Annotated in this window: 15 protein-coding genes; 4 read left to right on the forward strand and 11 right to left on the reverse strand. The window is 73.9% G+C overall.

From position 1 onward, the window contains the following. Positions 1 to 66: 66 nt before the first annotated feature. From ACQKQD_RS07450 to gltX, 4 genes are all read right to left on the reverse strand, one after another. Complete coding sequence (locus tag ACQKQD_RS07450; RefSeq protein ID WP_020092265.1) at positions 67 to 315, reverse strand: hypothetical protein; 249 nt, start codon at positions 313 to 315, stop codon at positions 67 to 69. A 73-nt stretch (positions 316 to 388) separates the two neighbouring features. Continuing rightward, positions 389 to 1,270 carry a DNA-3-methyladenine glycosylase family protein gene (locus ACQKQD_RS07455; RefSeq protein WP_427507970.1) on the reverse strand — a complete coding sequence of 294 codons (882 nt, stop codon included), beginning with the start codon at positions 1,268 to 1,270 and terminating at the stop codon, positions 389 to 391. A gap of 68 nt (positions 1,271 to 1,338) precedes the next feature. Beyond that, a complete protein-coding gene (gene gltA / locus ACQKQD_RS07460; protein ID WP_020092267.1) occupies positions 1,339 to 2,628 on the reverse strand; it encodes a citrate synthase in 1,290 nt (429 codons plus the stop codon). Between the two features lie 300 nt (positions 2,629 to 2,928). Further along, positions 2,929 to 4,356 carry a glutamate--tRNA ligase gene (gltX, locus tag ACQKQD_RS07465; RefSeq protein ID WP_331297387.1) on the reverse strand — a complete coding sequence of 476 codons (1,428 nt, stop codon included), beginning with the start codon at positions 4,354 to 4,356 and terminating at the stop codon, positions 2,929 to 2,931. 193 nt (positions 4,357 to 4,549) lie between these two features. Here gltX and ACQKQD_RS07470 point away from each other — a divergent pair, with 193 nt between their 5' ends. Then, positions 4,550 to 6,865 (forward strand): ComEC/Rec2 family competence protein, encoded by a 2,316-nt coding sequence (locus ACQKQD_RS07470; protein ID WP_427507971.1) that lies wholly within the window; start codon positions 4,550 to 4,552, stop codon positions 6,863 to 6,865. Here the strand turns inward: ACQKQD_RS07470 and lexA are convergent. Continuing rightward, the gene (lexA, locus tag ACQKQD_RS07475; RefSeq protein ID WP_427508094.1) at positions 6,859 to 7,587 is read right to left on the reverse strand and encodes a transcriptional repressor LexA; all 729 of its coding nucleotides are present in this window, start codon (positions 7,585 to 7,587) and stop codon (positions 6,859 to 6,861) included. The two genes, ACQKQD_RS07470 and lexA, sit on opposite strands and share 7 nt — an antisense overlap. Before the next feature lie 251 nt (positions 7,588 to 7,838). Between lexA and ACQKQD_RS07480 the strand changes: the two genes are divergently transcribed. Further along, positions 7,839 to 8,288 (forward strand): hypothetical protein, encoded by a 450-nt coding sequence (locus ACQKQD_RS07480; RefSeq protein ID WP_026604787.1) that lies wholly within the window; start codon positions 7,839 to 7,841, stop codon positions 8,286 to 8,288. A gap of 18 nt (positions 8,289 to 8,306) precedes the next feature. Here ACQKQD_RS07480 and ACQKQD_RS07485 read toward each other — a convergent pair whose 3' ends face one another. Beyond that, the gene (locus ACQKQD_RS07485; RefSeq protein WP_427507972.1) at positions 8,307 to 8,522 is read right to left on the reverse strand and encodes a hypothetical protein; all 216 of its coding nucleotides are present in this window, start codon (positions 8,520 to 8,522) and stop codon (positions 8,307 to 8,309) included. Between the two features lie 320 nt (positions 8,523 to 8,842). Between ACQKQD_RS07485 and fae the strand changes: the two genes are divergently transcribed. Beyond that, positions 8,843 to 9,382: a formaldehyde-activating enzyme gene (gene fae / locus ACQKQD_RS07490; protein ID WP_020092273.1), complete on the forward strand. Its 540-nt coding sequence runs from the start codon at positions 8,843 to 8,845 to the stop codon at positions 9,380 to 9,382. Between the two features lie 146 nt (positions 9,383 to 9,528). Here fae and ACQKQD_RS07495 read toward each other — a convergent pair whose 3' ends face one another. The 5 genes from ACQKQD_RS07495 to ACQKQD_RS07515 form a co-directional block, all read right to left on the reverse strand. Further along, positions 9,529 to 10,155, reverse strand: a complete 627-nt coding sequence (locus ACQKQD_RS07495) for a Uma2 family endonuclease (RefSeq protein WP_042675400.1) — start codon at positions 10,153 to 10,155, stop codon at positions 9,529 to 9,531. A 65-nt stretch (positions 10,156 to 10,220) separates the two neighbouring features. Continuing rightward, the gene (locus tag ACQKQD_RS07500; protein ID WP_427507973.1) at positions 10,221 to 10,685 is read right to left on the reverse strand and encodes a hypothetical protein; all 465 of its coding nucleotides are present in this window, start codon (positions 10,683 to 10,685) and stop codon (positions 10,221 to 10,223) included. A 67-nt stretch (positions 10,686 to 10,752) separates the two neighbouring features. Then, on the reverse strand, positions 10,753 to 14,037 hold the full coding sequence (locus tag ACQKQD_RS07505) for an error-prone DNA polymerase (RefSeq protein ID WP_427507974.1): 3,285 nt from the start codon (positions 14,035 to 14,037) through the stop codon (positions 10,753 to 10,755). Then, positions 14,034 to 15,719 carry a DNA polymerase Y family protein gene (locus ACQKQD_RS07510; RefSeq protein WP_427507975.1) on the reverse strand — a complete coding sequence of 562 codons (1,686 nt, stop codon included), beginning with the start codon at positions 15,717 to 15,719 and terminating at the stop codon, positions 14,034 to 14,036. Before ACQKQD_RS07510 ends, ACQKQD_RS07505 begins: the two co-directional genes overlap by 4 nt. Continuing rightward, complete coding sequence (locus ACQKQD_RS07515) at positions 15,646 to 16,431, reverse strand: ImuA family protein (RefSeq protein WP_427507976.1); 786 nt, start codon at positions 16,429 to 16,431, stop codon at positions 15,646 to 15,648. The genes ACQKQD_RS07510 and ACQKQD_RS07515 overlap by 74 nt, the downstream gene beginning before the upstream one ends. A gap of 225 nt (positions 16,432 to 16,656) precedes the next feature. On the opposite strand from ACQKQD_RS07515, the gene ACQKQD_RS07520 reads away from it, so the two are divergent. Continuing rightward, the gene (locus ACQKQD_RS07520) at positions 16,657 to 17,559 is read left to right on the forward strand and encodes a collagen-like protein (RefSeq protein WP_427507977.1); all 903 of its coding nucleotides are present in this window, start codon (positions 16,657 to 16,659) and stop codon (positions 17,557 to 17,559) included. The last annotated feature ends 10 nt before the right edge of the window (positions 17,560 to 17,569 follow it).

Raw genomic sequence — 17,569 nt, forward strand, 5'->3', positions numbered from 1 at the left:
GCGCACCGAAGGCTAGCACGCCGCCGCCGATCGGAACCGCGAGCAGGAGAAGAAGCTGAGCTGTCGTCATGGGCGAAGGTTCCGCAATGCGCGCCTCACAGCCCAATGTATGGCGCCACTCATGATCCAGCAAACCACCATGGCGATGAGCACGGGCGCGAAGTGCGGACGATCCGACAGGGCAGTCGAGATGAACGGCGCGAAACCGCCGACGGCGAAGATCGCGACCGCGAGGCCGTTGGCGTAAGTGGCCGTGAACTTGATCCGCTCGTTCGCAACAAGCGTGTCGCGCGCTTCGCTGTCCGCTTCCGACATCGAACCTGAGCCCCCCGGCCGGCCGCAAGCTTAGCCGATATCGGCGATGCGGAACATGAACCTCTCGGTCGCCTCATCGCCCCGTCGCGGACGCTTCGTCCGCCGCCCAGAGGTGCTGCGCCGCGTAGGCGCGATACGGCCGCCACGCCTCGGCCCGGGCCAGGAGCTCCGCCGGGCTCGGACGCCCGGTGGCCCCCTCCAGCGCCCGCAGCAGCCCGACATCGCCCACCGGCAGGGCGTCCGGCAGCTTGAGCGCCCGCATGGCGATGTACTGCGCCGTCCAGGGACCGATCCCGCGGATCGCCGTGAAGCGCAGCACCGCGGCCTCGAGCGACTCCGCCGGGGCGAACAGGTCCGGATCGGCCAGCGCCGCCGCGGCCAGCGCCCGGATCGCCGCGCCGCGGGCCCGCGGCATGTTGAGCGCCAGCGCGACATCCGCCTCGACCAGATCGGTCGGCGCGGGAAACACGTGGGTCAGACCGCCTACCGGCTCCGCCAGCGGCGTCCCGAACGCCGCCACCAGCCTGCCCGCGAGGCCGATCGCGGCCGCCACCGAGACCTGCTGGCCGAGGATCGCCCGGCAGCCGGTCTCGAACGGGTCCCAGGCCCCCGGCAGGCGCAGACCCGGCCGCGCCGCGACGAGCGGGGCCAGGACCGGGTCCCCGCCGAGGCAGGCCGCGACGGCGGCCGGATCGGCGTCGCAGTCGAACAGGCGGCGCAGGCGTCCCGCGACGGCCTCTTCGTGCCCGGCCTCGACGCCGCGCAGCGCGACGTGCAGGCAATCCGCGCCCGGTGCCACCGTCAGGAGCCCGTGCCGCCCCGCGACGCTGATCGTGCGCGCGTAGGAAGCCGCGGGATCCGTCGTCTCGACGCCCGGGATCGCCCGCTTGGCGAGGAACGCGCGGATCGCCGGCCAGTCGTAGGGCGGCCGGACGGGCAGGCGGCGTTCGATCACCTCCGCGAACGCGAAGGGCGGCCTCTCGGCCGCCCCGCTCGACGCTTCCCGGGGCAGGTGGTCCCGCCTCAGCCGCGCTGGTCCACGGCCACGTAGTCGCGCTGGGCCGGACCGACGTAGAGCTGGCGCGGACGGCCGATCTTCTGCGACGGGTCCTCGATCATCTCGGCCCACTGGGCGATCCAGCCGACGGTGCGGGCCACCGCGAACAGCACGGTGAACATGTCGGTGGGGAAGCCCATCGCCTTGAGGGTGATGCCCGAGTAGAAGTCGATGTTCGGGTAGAGCTTCTTCTCGATGAAGTACTCGTCCTTGAGCGCGATCTGCTCCAGCTCCATGGCGACGTGGAGCAGCGGGTCGTCGGTCTTGCCGAGCTCCTTGAGCACCTGGTGCGTGGTGTTCTGCATGATCCGCGCGCGCGGGTCGTAGTTCTTGTAGACGCGGTGGCCGAAGCCCATCAGGCGGAACGGGTCGTTCTTGTCCTTGGCCTTGGCGACGTACTTGCTGACATTCTCGGGGGTGCCGATCTCCATCAGCATCTTGAGGGCCGCCTCGTTGGCGCCGCCATGGGCCGGGCCCCACAGGCAGGCGATGCCGGCCGCGATGCAGGCGAAGGGGTTGGCGCCCGAGGAGCCGGCGAGCCGCACCGTCGAGGTCGAGGCGTTCTGCTCGTGGTCGGCGTGCAGGATGAAGATCTTGTCGAGCGCCCGGGCGAAGACCGGGTTCACCTCGTACTCCTCGCACGGCACCGCGTAGCACATGCGCAGGAAGTTCGACGTGTAGTCGAGATCGTTCTTCGGGTACACGAACGGCTGGCCGATCGAGTACTTGTAGGCCATCGCGGCGAGCGTCGGCATCTTGGCGATCATGCGGATCGACGCGATTAGCCGCTGGCTCTCGTCCGTGATGTCGGTGGAATCGTGGTAGAAGGCCGAGAGGGCGCCCACCGAGGCGACCATGACGGCCATCGGGTGCGCGTCGCGGCGGAAGCCGGTGAAGAACCGGTTCATCTGGTCGTGCACCATGGTGTGGCGCGTGACCCGGTACTCGAAATCGGCCCGCTGGGCGGCGGTCGGCAGGGCGCCGAACAGCATCAGGTAGCAGGTCTCGAGGAAGTCGCCCTTCTCGGCGAGCTGCTCGATCGGGTAGCCGCGGTAGAGCAGCACGCCCTCGTCACCGTCGATGTAGGTGATCTTCGACTCGCACGAGGCCGTCGAGGTGAAGCCCGGGTCGAAGGTGAAGGCGCCGGTCTGGGCGTAGAGCTTGCCGATATCGATCACGTCCGGCCCGATCGTGCCGGTTTTCACCGGCAGTTCGATCGACTTGCCGTCCACGGTGATGGTGCTGGGTGCGCTCATGGATCGTGGACCCTTCTCTGGCGACGTGGCGGATGCCGGCCTCGGGCTGCCCGAGTCGGTCCCGGGGGCCTGAGCACACGCATTATGCTGCGGGTGCTCACAGCCATGGGTTACCCAAACGGCAGTGCAGCAGCAACGGGGTCGGTGACAACCCGCCCCCGTCGCCAAGCGAATTCCGCCAACCGATTTCCACCCAACGCAATCCGGGTCGGGGCCGGCAGTTCCCTGTCCGCTCCCGGTCCGCGCGCGGCGGTCCCAGCGCCGCCTCGTCCCTGCCTCGTCCCTGCCCTCAGCCCGGCCTCAGCCCTGCGGCGCCTGATCCCCGAGGCGCGCCAGGGTTTCCTCCCGGCCGAGCACCGCCATCACGTCGAACAGGGGCGGGGAGGTGGTGCGGCCGGTGAGCGCCGCGCGCAGGGGCTGGGCGACCTGCCCGAGCTTGCAGCCGGCCGATTCCGCGTACTGCCGCACCGCGCCCTCGGTGGAGGTCGCGCTCCAGTCGGGCAGCGCCTCGAGCACCGGCCGCACCCCGGCGAGGCGGCCGCGCCCCTCGTCGGAGAGCAGGGCGCGGGCCTTGTCGTCGAGCGCCAGGGGCCGCTGGGCGTAGAGGTAGTAGGCGCTGTCGAGGAGCTCGATCAGCGTCTTGGCCCGCTCCTTCAGGCCCGGCATGGCCTGGACGAGCTTGTCCTTGAGATCGGGCCGCAGCGGCGCCGACAGGCCGCGCTCCGGCCCGACGTTGGGCAGGATGGTCTCGATCGCCGCGACGAGGTCGGAATCGGCGCTGGTGCGGATGTAGAGGCCGTTGAGGTTGGCGAGCTTGGCGAAGTCGAACCGCGCCGCGGAGCGCCCGACCGCGCCGAGGTCGAAGGCCGCGACCATCTCGTCGGTGGAGAAGACCTCCTGGTCGCCGTGGCTCCAGCCGAGCCGCACGAGGTAGTTGCGCAGGGCCGCCGGCAGGTAGCCGAGATCGCGGTAGGCCTCGACGCCGAGCGCGCCGTGGCGCTTCGAGAGCTTGGCCCCGTCCGCCCCGTGGATCAGCGGAATATGCGCCATCCTCGGGATGTCCCAGCCGAGGGCCGAGAAGATCTGGCTCTGGCGCGCCGCGTTGGTGAGGTGGTCGTCGCCGCGGATGATCTGCGTGACGCCCATGTCGTGGTCGTCGACCACGACGGCGAGCATGTAGGTCGGCGTCCCGTCCGAGCGCAGCAGGACGAGGTCGTCGAGGTCCTTGTTGGCCCAGGTCACGCGGCCCTGGACGGCGTCCTCGACCACGGTCTCGCCCTCGGTCGGGGCGCGCAGGCGGATCACCGGCTTGACCCCGGCGGGGGCCTCGGACGGGTCGCGGTCGCGCCAGCGGCCGTCGTAGCGCGGGGCGCGCCCCTCCGCGCGGGCGGTCTCGCGCATCTGCGTGAGCTCCTCGGCGGTGGCGTAGCAGTGATAGGCGCGGCCCGCGGCCAGCAGCTCCTCGGCGACCGCGCGGTGGCGCTCGGCGCGGGCGAACTGGAAGACCACGTCGCCGTCCCAGTCGAGGCCGAGCCAGGAGAGGCCGTCGAGGATCGCGTCGATCGCCCCCTTGGTGGAGCGCTCGCGGTCGGTGTCCTCGATGCGCAGCAGCATCGTGCCGCCGGTGTGGCGGGCGTAGAGCCAGTTGAACAAGGCCGTGCGGGCCCCGCCGATATGCAGGTAACCCGTGGGCGAGGGGGCAAAGCGCGTGACGACGGCTGAGGACATCGGTCCGGTATGTTCCGGGGCTGGTCGCGGACGGGGCGCGACGGACGGCGAAGGGGCGGCGGAGCGGCGAGGGGCTCGACAGGGCGCCCGTAGCACGAAGAACCCGCTGTAGCACGGGCCGGCGGATGCGTTAAGAATCGCCCGCAGAATCGCCCGGCCCCGACGACAGGTCGCGCGGAGCGGGGCGGCGGCGATGCGGCGGATCGGCGCGAGGCGGGCGGACGGCGCGGTCGCGCTGATCGGCCCGCGCGCCCGAGCCCTTCCCGCCGCCCTCCTGGCCGCCCTCCCGGCGCTCCGCGACTGGGTCGTCGCCGGCCTCGCCCGCGAGGCCGAGCAGCGCCGGCTGTTCCCCTGGCTGGCGGTGGCCTTCGGCGGCGGGATCCTGGTCTACTTCGCGGCGGCCGACGGCGCGCCGAGCCTCGCCGCCCCCCTGATCGCGGCCGCCCTCGCGCTGGCGCCGGTCCCCGTCCTCGGCGCGCGGCCGGCGGCCCTGGCGGCGGCGCTCGCGGTGGCGGCCGCGTTCCTCGGCTTCGCGGCGGCGACCTGGCGGGTCTCGCAGGTCGCCGCACCGATCCTCACCCGCACCACGATCGGCCCGCTCGTCGGAACGGTCGAGGCCCTGGACGAGCGCGAGGTCGGCGCCCGGCTGGTGATCCGGGTGGAGAGCTTCGCCGGCCTCGCGCCGGAGGCGCGGCCCGCCCGGGTCCGGGTCTCGTTCCGGAAGACGCCGATCCCGCGTCCCGGGGACGGCGTCGCCGCCACGGCCCGGCTGCTGCCGCCCCCGGAGGCGGCCCGGCCCGGCGGCTACGACTTCGCCCGGGACGCCTATTTCCAGGGGATCGGCGCGGTGGGCTCGCTGATCGGCACCGTCACCGTCCGGGAACCGTCCGGGTCGCCGCCGCTGGCCCTGCGGCTCGCCGCTGCGCTCGACGCGGCGCGCAACGGGCTGACGCGCCGGATCGCGGAGGCCGCCGGCGGCCAAGCGGGTGCGGTGGCGGCGGCCCTGGTGACGGGCAAGCGCGGCCTCATCGGGCCGGCCACCAACGACGCGCTCCGCGCCGCCGGCATCTACCACGTGGTGTCGATCTCGGGCCTCCACATGGTGCTGGCCGCCGGCGTGGTGTTCTGGCTGGTGCGGGCGCTCCTCGCCGCGGTGCCGCTCTGCGCGCTCCTCTGGCCGATCAAGAAGATCGCGGCCGGCTTCGCCATGGTCGGCGTCACCGCCTACTGCGCCTTCTCGGGCTGGGACATCGCGGCCGAGCGCTCGCTGATCATGACCCTGATCATGCTGGGCGCGATCCTGGTGGACCGGCCGGCCCTGTCGATGCGCAACCTCGCCCTCGCGGCGCTGATCGCGCTCGCCCGGGAGCCGGAGGGCCTGCTCGGCCCGAGCTTCCAGATGTCCTTCGGCGCCGTGGCCGGGCTGATCGCCTGCGCGCGGCTGATCGACGGGCGGCTGCTCGTGCGCCCGGGGGCCGGGCGGATCGGGCGGCTCGTCGGGACCGGCCTGTCGGCGATCACCGGGACCCTGGCCACGACCCTGGTGGCACAGGTCGCGACGGCCCCCTTCGCCACCTACCACTTCCAGACGGTCCAGCCCTTCGGCCTCGTCGGCAACGCCCTGACCCTGCCGCTCGTCTCCCTGGTGGTGATGCCCGCCGCGGTGATCGGCTGCCTCGCCTATCCCTTCGCCCTCGACCGGCCGGTCTGGTGGCTGATGGGGCAGGCGGTGGCCGGGATGCTGGCGATCTCGGACTGGATCGCCGGGTTCGAGCGGGCGGTCCTGGTGCTGCCGGCCTTCGGCGCCGGGGCGCTGGCCCTGCTGACCGCCGGCCTACTGCTGGGGACGCTGCCGGCCTCGCGCCTGCGCTGGCTCGCCGTGCCGCCGGTCCTGCTCGGGCTCGTCCTCGCGGCCCGGCCCGACCACTACGACCTCTACGTCGACCGGCAGGGCGCGGGGGCCGCGGTGCGGGGCCCGGACGGGCGGCTCGCGGCCCTCGGCAGCCCTTCGGGCTTCGTCCTCGAGCAGTGGCTGAAGGCGGACGGCGACGGGCGGCGGCCCGCGGCGCTGATCGTCCGGTCGGGCAGCGGGCGCTGCGACCGGCTCGGCTGCACCGCCCGGCTGCCGGACGGGCGGGCGGTCGCCCTGGTCCGGGACCGGCGGGCCTTCCCGGAGGATTGCGCCCGCGCCGCGGTGCTGATCACGGGCCTCGCGGCGCCGCCCACCTGCACGGGGCCGCTGGTGATCGACCGGCGCGTCCTCGCCGCCCGCGGGGCCGTGGCCCTCCGGACCGACGGCGACGGCTTCGCCGCGCGCTACGCCCGGGACGACGGCCGCGCCGTGCCCTGGCAGCCAGCCGCCGGGCGCGGGCCGGGACCGCCGCGGCCGGTCACCGCAGAGCCGGGCGACCGCCCCGCGGAGGACGGGGTCGCCGCGACGCCGGAGGCCGACGCCGCGCCGGGCGGAGACCTCGCCCCCGGCGACGCGCCGGCCGAGCCGCTTCAGTAGCGGCGGACGAGGCTCACGAGGCGGCCCTGGATCCGGACCCGGTCGGGCCCGAGCACGCGGGTCTCGTAGGCCGGGTTGGCGGCCTCGAGGGCGATCGACGAGCCGCGGCGGCGCAGGCGCTTGAGCGTGGCCTCCTCGTCGTCGATCAGCGCCACGATGATGTCGCCGGTATTGGCCGTCTCCTGCTTGCGGATGACCACGAGGTCGCCGTCCAGGATGCCCGCCTCGACCATCGAGTCGCCGCGCACCTCGAGGGCGTAGTGCTCGCCGCCGGCCACGAAGTCCGGCGACAGGGTGATGGCGTGGCTCTGGTTCTGGATCGCCGAGACGGGCGTACCGGCCGCGATCCGGCCCATGACCGGGATCGAGATGGCGCGGCCGGACTCGTCGATCATCCGCGTGCTCGCCGGGGCCGACGGCTGCTTGGACTTACCGCCCTCGACCACGCTCGGCGTGAAGCGGCGCGGCTCGGCGGGGGCCTGAGCCGCCGGAGCGGCCTGGGTCAGGCTCTCGGGGATCCGGATCACCTCGATGGCGCGCGCCCGATTCGGGAGGCGCCGGAGGAAGCCGCGCTCCTCGAGCGCCGTGATCAGCCGGTGGATGCCGGATTTCGACTTGAGATCGAGGGCATCTTTCATCTCGTCGAACGACGGCGGGACACCGCATTCCTGCATCCGGCTCTGGATGAATCGCAGGAGGTCCAGCTGCTTGCGCGTGAGCATCGACGGGGGACTCGCGGCTTGGCGGACCGCCACGTGACGGTCTCCGAAACAAATCACGAACAGGTTAAACGTTCCGCAAGTGTTCCGCAAGAGCGGCACCGCTCGGCCCGGCGCGCCGCGGGCGCGCCCGCGGGAGTAAGGTCGAGAAACGCATTGACGGCGCAAGCGGAGCCGTTTCAATGCATCGCGGCGCCCCGCCGGGAAGGCGGCGGATCCGGGGTGCGGGCTGGGACCCTCTTGGAATGACGAGGATGCGACGACCCGCAGCTCTGCTGCCCCTCGGCCTCGCCGCCCTCGGCCTCGCCGGCTGCACCACCGGATTCTCCTACATCTCGCGGAACTACGTGGCGCTCACTCCCCAGGTCGTCACGATCGGCTGCAAGGAGCCCTACGAGGTCTACGACAACCGGCAGCTGCGCCGGATGCTGATCGTGTCCAACGCACTGCGCGAGTATACCGGCTGCAACCTGAGCGAGGTCCGGATCGATCCGGAGCCGGGCGCCACCCGGGTGAAGCGCTTCCGCACCGCCGCCCGGGCCTATCTCGACGAGACCGTGCGCGAGGATTGCCGGATCACCGGCGAGACCGTGTTCGATCCGCTGAAGACCGAGTTCGCCTACGCCTGCGACGCGCCGATCGAGAAGCGCGGCACCGTGGTCCCCCGCCTGCCGGGCCGCAATCCGGGCCTCGGCGTGCGCTGACCGGCCGGCGGCGCGTCCTCAGGCGCCCGGCTTCGGGAAGGTCCGCTCCGCGGCGTCGCCGGCGGCGGCCAGCAGGGCGCGGGCGAAGGCCCGGGCCTCCGTCCGGTCGAGCACGATCGCGGCGGTGACCGGCGCACCGCCGAGGTCGGCGATGGCGAGTTCCAGGCGCACCCCGTCGGGCACGGCGCTCGCCTGAAGGCTCCAGCCGGAGCCCCGGTCCGTGCTCTCCGCCATCGTGTTCCTCCCGCATGCCCGGCACGGCGCCGCGCGCCCACCGGAACGGCCAGGCCCGGGACCGCTCCCGGAGCCACGCTCCGGTCTTCCCTGCCTCGCCTGTCCGCGTTCCTCAAGGCCACAGGCCGCGCAGGGGTGAAGATGCGCGCCGTCGCGGATGCCGGCGGCCGCATCGCGGCGACACGGGGCGGCACGGGGCTGCGCCCGCGCCGCGGCGCGGGCGAGGGCAGGGGCGGCCGGGATGGGGGCCGGCTTCGGGGCGATTGACGCGAGGCCGCCGATGATGTCTCCCGCGGGCTCCGATCAGGTGGAGTTCGAACATGCAAGAGATCTGGTTCCGCACGGGCGAGGCCACGGTGCTGGCGGCCGAGGGCCAGTACACCGACGCCATGCCGGAGGTGCTGATCGGCTCGGTGCGCGGCCCGGTCGGTCAGGCCTTCGCGTCGATGATGGGGCAGGTCCAGGGCCACACGCGGATGTTCGTGGTGCGCGACCTCAACCAGCTCGTGCGCCCGGCCACGATGATGACCACCAAGGTCACGATCCACACGGCCGAGTATGCCGAGCTCCTCGGCGGCGTGGTCCAGGCCGCCACCGGCGACGCGATCGTGGACTGCATCATCGAGGGCATCCTGCCGAAGGACGGGCTCGACGAGCTGTGCATGATCATCATGATCTGGCTCGATCAGCGCTGCGCCGAGGACGACAACCTCGACCAGAAGGACCTCTACCGGACCAACTACGAGGCCACGAAACTCGCCATCGCCCGCGCCCTCAAGGGCGAGCCCACGGTCGACGAGCTGATCGCCAACCGGAAGACCGTGAAGCACTACGCGCTCGACGGCGTGATCGAATACTGAGCGGCCGCTCGGCGGGGCACGCCGCCCCGTCATCGCGCGGCGAAGCGCGTCGGGGCAGCGCGCGTTCGGTGACCGTGGCGCCGCCTGGATCGCTTCGCTGCGCTGGCAAGGAGGGGGCCAGCCCGGTTCCTTCGATGGTTTGTGGGTCAACCCGGTCCCGACGCACGCCCCACGGGCGTGCGTGCGTAGAGATCGGCCACGGCACACTCGAGGCCGAAGACGGGGAGCGCCAGACGATCATCCCCGGTGAGGCGGGTGCGGGTCCAAGTCTCACCGCTGCGCACGGAAAGAGACAGTGCGCAGCTCCTCTGCTCGATCAGAAGCACGGCCTGACAGAGCGGCAACGCCTCGTAGCCCGCGCGCTTGACGTCGATCTTCGTCCGGTGCGTACCGGGCAGCTTCCGGTGATCGCTCGGCGAGAGGATCTCGGCGGCGAGGTAACAGCCCTCGACCACGTTCTGGTCGGGCTCGATGGTCGCCGCATCGATGACCGCGACATCCGGGACGTAGGTGTGTCCCGTGAGGAACGGCCTGAGGTCGATGGCGGGATCGTGGATGGCGATCCACGACGAGCCCGACCGCTCCAGAGCCGCGTTCAGCAGGCGCTGGAAATTCACGACCACGACCTGATGGATGAGGCTCGGCCGGGCCTGCATCACGATCTGGCCCTCGATGAGCTCCCACTTCTCCTCATCGGGGCGCGTCTCGATGAAGTCCCGGAAGCCCCGATGGGGATCGGTCCTGTGGATGGGCGGGGTCTTGAGAGTCGTCATGGGCAGCCAGGGCCGAGTCGACGGAGATCGAGGATTCCGCCGACGGTTCGCCCGGTCAAGGGCGCCTAACCCGGCGGGATACGCCCCACCGAGCACAGGGTGCGCATCGTGCTGCTGCCCGGGTCGGTGTAGCAGGAGGCCGACCAGCCGTTCTGCTGGATGAACGACTTGCGCCGCTCCGCCAGCGCGGTCCGGTAGGCGCTGGCGATGATCGGCTCGACGGTCGCGGCCGGTTGGCCGACGAGGATCTCGGAGGCCACCGACAGGTCGCGGAAGAAGGTCGCCGAGGGGCTTGGCTCGGCGGAGGTCGCCTGAACGATCGGCTCGGCCCGGCAGGTGACGTCGAACTTGATCGGGCCGGCCACGCGGATGTCGATGCTCGGCCCGGCGCGCTTGCCGACCCGGCCGCCGATCGCGTCGGCGATCTGGCGGGTGAGGTCGTCGCAGCTGTCGGCCCGGGCGGCCTGCGCCAGCAGGGGCAGGGCCGCGCAGGCGGCGAGGAGGAGGCGCGGGACGGCGAAGCTCGACATCGCCGCACTCTACGCGCGGCGCGGGGCCTGTCGAGGGGCTGGTCGAGGGCCGGTCGAAGTGCCGGCCTCAGTGGAAATCCCGGCTGGGGAACACGCGCCGGTCCGGGGGCACGCCGAAATCCGTGTTCTCGGGCGGCAGCTTCATGCCGGCCTCGCGCAGGTCGCGCAGGGCGGCGGTGAGGTCGCGAAACCCCTCCGCCACGAGGTGGACCACCCCGTCCGCCCGCTGGATCCGGCCGCGCACGGCGAGGAACCGCGCCTGCATGGCGATCCGGCGGTTCGCCTCGAACACGGTCTTCCAGACGATCACGTTGGCGATACCGGTCTCGTCCTCCAGCGTCAGGAAGACCACGCCCTTGGCGGTGCCGGGCCGCTGGCGGATCAGCACGAGCCCCGCCACCGTGACCCGCGCCCCCTGGGGCAGCGCCGGATCGAGATGGGCCCGGGCCGGAATCGCGCCGATCCGGGCGAGCCGCCCCCGGAAGAACGCGACCGGGTGCCCCTGGAGCGACAGGCCGGTGGCGGCGTAATCCTCGGCCACGGCCTCGGACGGGGCCAGGGGCTGAAGGTCCACCGCCGGCTCGTGCCGGAACAGGCCGTCATCGGCGTGCCACGCGAAGAGCGGCAGGGGTGCGTCGAGAAGATGGGCGCGGCGCTCGCTCGCATCGGCCTTGGCGGCCTTGCGGGATGACGTCCCCTCCAGGGTGCGGACCATCCACAGGGCGGCGCGCCGGTCGAGGCCGAGCGAGCGGAACGCGTCCGCCTCCGCCAGCCGCTCCAGAGCGTTGCGGGGCAGGGCAAGGGACGCCTGCAGGCCCTCGATGCTGGCGTAGCCGTTGGCCCGCAGCCGCACGAGCCGGCGCATCGCGGCCTCGGGCAGGCCGCGCACGACGCGCAGACCGATCCGCACGGCGTGCAGCGCCGGATCCCCGGCCGGCTCCAGGGTGCAGTCCCAGTCGCTGGCGTTGACGCAGACGCCCCGCACCTCGACCCCGTGGGCCCGGGCGTCGCGCACCAGCTGGGCCGGCTGGTAGAAGCCCATGGGCTGGGCGTTGAGGATCGCGGCCAGGAAGACGTCGGGGTGCCGGCACTTCATCCAGGCCGAGGCGTAGACGAGGAGCGCGAAGCTCGCCGCGTGGCTCTCCGGGAAGCCGTAGGTCGAGAAGCCCCGGATCTGCGCGAAGCAGCGCTCGGCGAAGTCCTGCGGGTAGCCCCGGCGGGTCATGCCGCCCACGAACTTGTCCGCGAAGCCGCCGATCGACCCGACGTGGCGGAAGGTCGCCATCGCCCGGCGCAGCCCGTCGGCCTCGGCCGGGGTGAAGCCCGCCGCCGTGATGGCGATCTGCATGGCGTGCTCCTGGAACAGCGGCACCCCGTAGGTCTTCTGCAGGACCTCCTTCAGCTCGTCCGCCGGGCCGTGATCCGGGTGCGGGGCCGGGTACTCGACCGGGTCGATCCCGGAGCGTCGCCGCAGGTAGGGATGGACCATGTCGCCCTGGATCGGGCCGGGGCGCACGATCGCGACCTGCACCACGAGGTCGTAGAACTCCCTGGGCTTAAGGCGCGGCAGCATCGACATCTGCGCCCGGCTCTCGACCTGGAACACGCCGACGGAATCGGCCTTCGTCAGCATCGCGTAGGTCGCGGGATCGTCCTGCGGCAGGTCGGCCAGCGTCTCGTAGAAGGTGCCGTGATCCTTCTCCAGGAAATCGAGGCCGCGCTTGAGGCAGGTCAGCATGCCGAGCGCCAGCACGTCGACCTTCATCAGGCCGATCGCGTCGATGTCGTCCTTGTCCCACTCGATGAAGGTGCGGTCCGCCATGGCGCCGTTGCCCACCGGCACGGTCTCGTCGAGGCGGCCGCGGGTCAGCACGAAGCCGCCGACATGCTGCGACAGGTGGCGGGGGAAGCCGATCAGCTGGTGGGCGAGGTCGAGCGCCTGCCGGATCGCCGGGTTCTCCGGGTCGAGCCCGGCCTCGCGCACGTGCTGGTCCGGCATGCCGGTGCCCCAGGAGCCCCAGACCGTGTCGGCGATCGCCGCGGTCACGTCCTCGGTCAGGCCCAGGACCTTGCCGACCTCGCGGATCGCCATGCGGGGCCGGTAGTGGATCACCGTGGCGCAGAGGGCGGCCCGCTCCCGGCCGTAGCGGGCGTAGAGGTGCTGGATCACCTCCTCGCGGCGCTCGTGCTCGAAGTCGACGTCGATGTCGGGCGGCTCGCCCCGGTTCTCCGAGATGAAGCGGGCGAAGAGCAGCCGGTGCTTCGACGGGTCCACCGCGGTGATGCCGAGGCAGAAGCACACGGCGGAATTGGCCGCCGAGCCGCGGCCCTGGCACAGGATGCCCCGGCCGCGGGCGAACTCGACCACGTCGAACAGGGTCAGGAAGTAGCGGGCGTATTTCATCTTGGCGATGAGCCGCAGCTCCTCGCGCAGCGTCGCCGCGACGCCGTCCGGGACCTCGCCGCCGTAGCGCCAGCGCGCCCGTTCCCAGGTCTTCTCCTCCAGGTATTCCTGCGGCGTGCGCCCGGGGGGCACCGGCTCGTCCGGGTACTCGTAGTGCAGCTGCGACAGGCTGAACTCGCAGGCCTGCGCGATCTCGACGGTGCGGGCGAGCGCCTCCGGGTGGTCGGCGAACAGCCGCGCCATCTCGGCGGCGGGCTTCAGGTGGCGCTCGGCATTGGCCTCCAGCCGGTAGCCGGCGTCCTCGATCCGGCAGCCTTGGCGGATGCAGGTGACCACGTCCTGCAGCGGGCGTCGCTCGGGATGGTGGTAGAGCGCGTCCGAGACCGCGACCATCGGGGCGCCGGAGGCCGCGCCCAGCTCGGCGAGCAGCCCGAGGCGCCGCCGCTCGTCGCCGCGGCGCGTGTGGCTCGCCCCGAGGAAGGTCCGGCCCGGGGCGGCGGCGGCCAGCGCCTCCAGCCGCGCCCGGAACCCCTCCGGCAGGCGCCGGGCCGGCGGCATCGCGATGAACATCTGCCCCTCGGAAGCCTCCACCATCTCGGCGAAGGAGAAGCGGCAGGCGCCCTTGCGGACGCGCCGGTTGCCCAGGGTGAGCAGCCGGCAGAGGCGCCCCCAGGCGCCCCGGTCCATCGGGTAGGTGACGGCCTCGAACCCCTCCTCGGTGACGAGGCGCACCCCCGGCAGGATCCGGATCGGTGTGCCTTCCTGGTCGAGCGCCAGCGCCGCCGCGTGCGCCCGGACCACGCCGGCCACGGTGTTGCGGTCGGCGATGCCGATGGCCGCGAGGCCGTAGGACGCCGCCTGCACGACGAAGTCCTGCGGATGGGAGGCGCCGTGCAGGAAGGAGAAGTTCGTGGTGACGGCGAGCTCGGCGTAGGCGGGGCCGCTCACGCGAAGAGCCCGTGGACGTACCACGCGGCCGGGCGATCGGGGGCGTGCGGGCCGTCGCGGTAGAGCCAGAGCCGGTGCCCGGCCTCGCACTCGATGCGGTAGTAATCGCGATCCGCGCCGGGCGCGCGCCACCATTCGGCGGCGATCCGCTCCGGCCCCTCGGCATGGGCGACGCGGTGGATCCGGGCGCGCCAGCGGAAGCGCCGGGGCGGCCCCTCCGGGACGGTCGAGAGCACGTCGAGGGCGGCCTCGCCGCGGGGGAAGATCACCAGGGGGCGGGGCGGGAGGTGGTCGGACCAGGGGGACGCGCCGGTGCGCGCCTCCTCTTCCGCCGCTAGGCCGGAAGGATCAGCCATCACGGTTGAACGCCGACGCTGAAGGAGCGCACCCGCCCCCCGCTCCCGTTCGGGAGCGGGGGGCGGGAGAGGCGCCCGTGGCCGGCCGACGCCTCGATCGGTCGACGGTCCGTGCCCCATTCCGGTAACCCAGACCCGGTCCCGGTCGGCCCGCTCCGGCAGGTGGCTCGCCCGCGGCTCGAGCCGCAGGAGCGCCCGCCCGAGGCGCTGCGCCAGGGCGTCGGCCAGGAACCCGATCCCGTCGCCCGGGGCCGCCGCGCCGAGATCCGTCTGGCGGGCCGGCATGGGGCCGGTCACCGTCACGGCGAGCGCCACCGTCTCGAAGCCGAAGCCGGCGTCGAGGGCGGGGCCCAGCCGGTCGAGGCGCAGGGCGACGAGGGCCGCGACCCGCTCAGGATCGCGCTCGGGCCGGGACAGGCCGAGATCGATCACCCGCAGGGCGCCGTCGACCCGGTGCAGGCCGAGGCGCAGGGCGCAGGCGCCGAGCCCGTCCCGCTCCAGCCGCGGCGCGGTCTCCGCCATCAGGTCCCGGGCGGTCCGGACGATGTCCGACTGCCGCCCGATCGGGTCGAGGAATCCGCGGGCGGCGGCGTAGGCAGCCGCCTCCGTCAGGGGCGCCAGCGGCTCGGGCCGGCGGCCCAGGGCCTGGTCGAGCCGCAGCAGCAGCGCCGCGCCGAAGCGGCGGGCGAGGGGCCCCCGGGGCAGGGCGTCGAGCTCGCCGATCCGGCGCAGGCCGAGCCGCTTCAGGCCCGCGACCGTGCCGGGATCGAGGCGCAGGGCGTCCACCGGGAGGGCCCGCAGGGCCTGCGAGGCCCCGCCTGGCGGCACCACGACCGGATCGGGCCCGCCCTGCCGCGCCAGCGCGAAGGCGGCGCCGGGCGTGTCGGCCAGCGCGATCCCCGCCGGTACGCGGCTCCGCGCGAGCCGGGCGGCCAGGTCCGCGACGAGGTTCGCCTCGCCGCCGCGCAGGTGGCTCGCGCCGGCGACGTCGATGTAGAGCCCGTCCGCCGCCTCGCCCGGCCCGAACGGGGCCACGTGGGGCGCGTAGCCGCTCGCCCAGCGACAGAGCCGCAGCAGGGCGTCCCGGTCGGCCTCCGGGTCGGCCGGGTAGACCTGGAGCGGCACGCCGATCCGCGCCCGGACCCGGCCGAGGGGCTCGCCGACCCGGAGGCCGAGGGCGCGGGCCTCCGGGTCGAGGGCCACGAGCCGCAGCCCGCCGGACCCCTCGGCCGCCACCGCGAGGGGGACGCGCTCAGGCGCGAGACCGGCCCGCCGCAGCCGCGTCACCGGCCAGTGGCTCAGGCAGATGCAGACGATGCGCGGCATGGTCCCACTCCAGAAGCCAGTCGCCGCCCCGCCCGTTGCGGCAGCGCTCGAGCCGCGCCCGCCAGCGCGGCCTGTCCAGGGTGCCGAACCGGTCCCGCGCCGCCGGGGCGGCGGCGATCCGCCAGCGCGTGGCGGCCCCGTTGGGCAGGCTGGCCGGCGCCGGCCGCAGGATCAGCAGCAGCGGCGGCGCCGGCCCTTCCGCGGCGAGCTGCAGGCGCCGGCCCGGCTTCAGCGGCAGCCCGTCCCGCAGGAGGCCGATCAGGGCCGTGAGCGCCCGCGCGTGCAGGGCCGCCTCCAGGGCGCGGAACACCTCCGCGTCGCTGCCGGCCTCCAGCAGCAGCAGGCGGCCGGGGTCGAGGCCAAGGCCGGCGAGGCCGTGCCCGTAGGGCAGGGGCTGGCCGGGCGCGGCGGCGATCAGCGCTTCCCCCGGCTCCCGGGCGAGCTGGCGGGCGCAGAGCGCCAGGGCGAAGCCCAGGGCCGCGATCGCGTCCGCGGGCTCGGCCGGCGCGATCTCGTGGGGCGGCCCGAGGGCGAGACCGCCGCCCGGCAGGTGCGCGTCGAGATCCGGAACGCCCAGCGGCAGGACCGGGGCCGGATCCCGGCCGCGATCCGGCGGCGCGAGGCGCGCCCGCAGGACCGCCAGCCGGGCCCGGGGATCGCCCCGCGCGATCGCCGCCTCGGTCTCGTCGGCAGGGTCCAGCCCCATCTCCATCGGCTCCGGTCATGCTGGACGATAGGAACATAACAGGAACATGCACAAACGGTTTCCGCGGGGTCCCGGAATCGCGCGTGGCGGCAGCGGCTTGGCCTGTGGACGGCTGTGGACGCCTGTGGAATCGGCCGCCCCCGCGGCGTCCGAGGTCGCGGTTGACCGCAATCGCAGGGCGAGACCAATGTCCGGACGCCGCGCGCGTGACGCGGCCGAACCGGACCGCGCATGCGCTCAGCCCTCAGCTCAGCCCTCACCCTGACGCTCCTGCTCGCCCTGCCGGGCGCGGCGCTCGGCCAGCAGGCGGATCCGCCGGGTGCCGCCGCCCCGGATCCGGCCGCGTCCGCCCCCGCGACGGGGCGGGCGCGCCCGGCCCGCCCGCGGGTCCGCCACGCGCAGGCCCCGAGCCAGCCGATCATGGTCTACGACGCGCGGATCGAGGCCGGCGACCTGAGGATCTCGGGCTCCGTGCGCAAGCCCGGCGCGATCGTGGTGCTGGACGACGACATCTCGATCCAGGCCGACCGACGCGGCCGGTTCACCTTCCGGCTGCCCTACCGGCCCTCGACCTGCGTGGTGACGCTGAAGGCGGAGCCGGACGAGCGCGAGGCGGTCGTGGCGAACTGCGCGCCCGAGGGTCCGCCCGGACCGCCCGGTCCCCAGGGTGCGGCGGGACCGCCCGGCGAGACAGGGGCCAAGGGCGAGACAGGGGCCAGGGGCGAGACGGGGCCCAAGGGCGAGACCGGCCCCAAGGGGGATCAGGGCCTCAAGGGCGATACGGGTCCCCAGGGCGAGCCCGGCCCGAAGGGGGAGCCCGGTGCCACGGGCGCGGCCGGCCCGCAGGGCGCACCGGGCCCGAAGGGCGACACGGGAGCCTCGGGCCCGCCGGGCGCACCGGGCTCGCGGGGGCCGATCGGGCCGCAGGGCGGCCCGGGCCCGAAGGGCGAGGCCGCCAGCCTGCGGCCCGTGCGCAAGTCCGACTGCCCGGGGGGCTGCGCGATCACCTGCGGGACCGGAGAGATGCTGGTCACGGCCCACTGCCTCAAGGGCGGCGCGCCGACCTACGACGGGGAGGGCGCCAGCTGCCCGGCGGAGGCGACCGGCATCGTCGGGTTCTGCACGCGGCCGTGAGCCGGGCGGG

Origin of the sequence: Methylobacterium sp. NPDC080182, assembly GCF_050281105.1 — a bacterium.
In the GTDB taxonomy this organism is placed as follows: domain Bacteria; phylum Pseudomonadota; class Alphaproteobacteria; order Rhizobiales; family Beijerinckiaceae; genus Methylobacterium.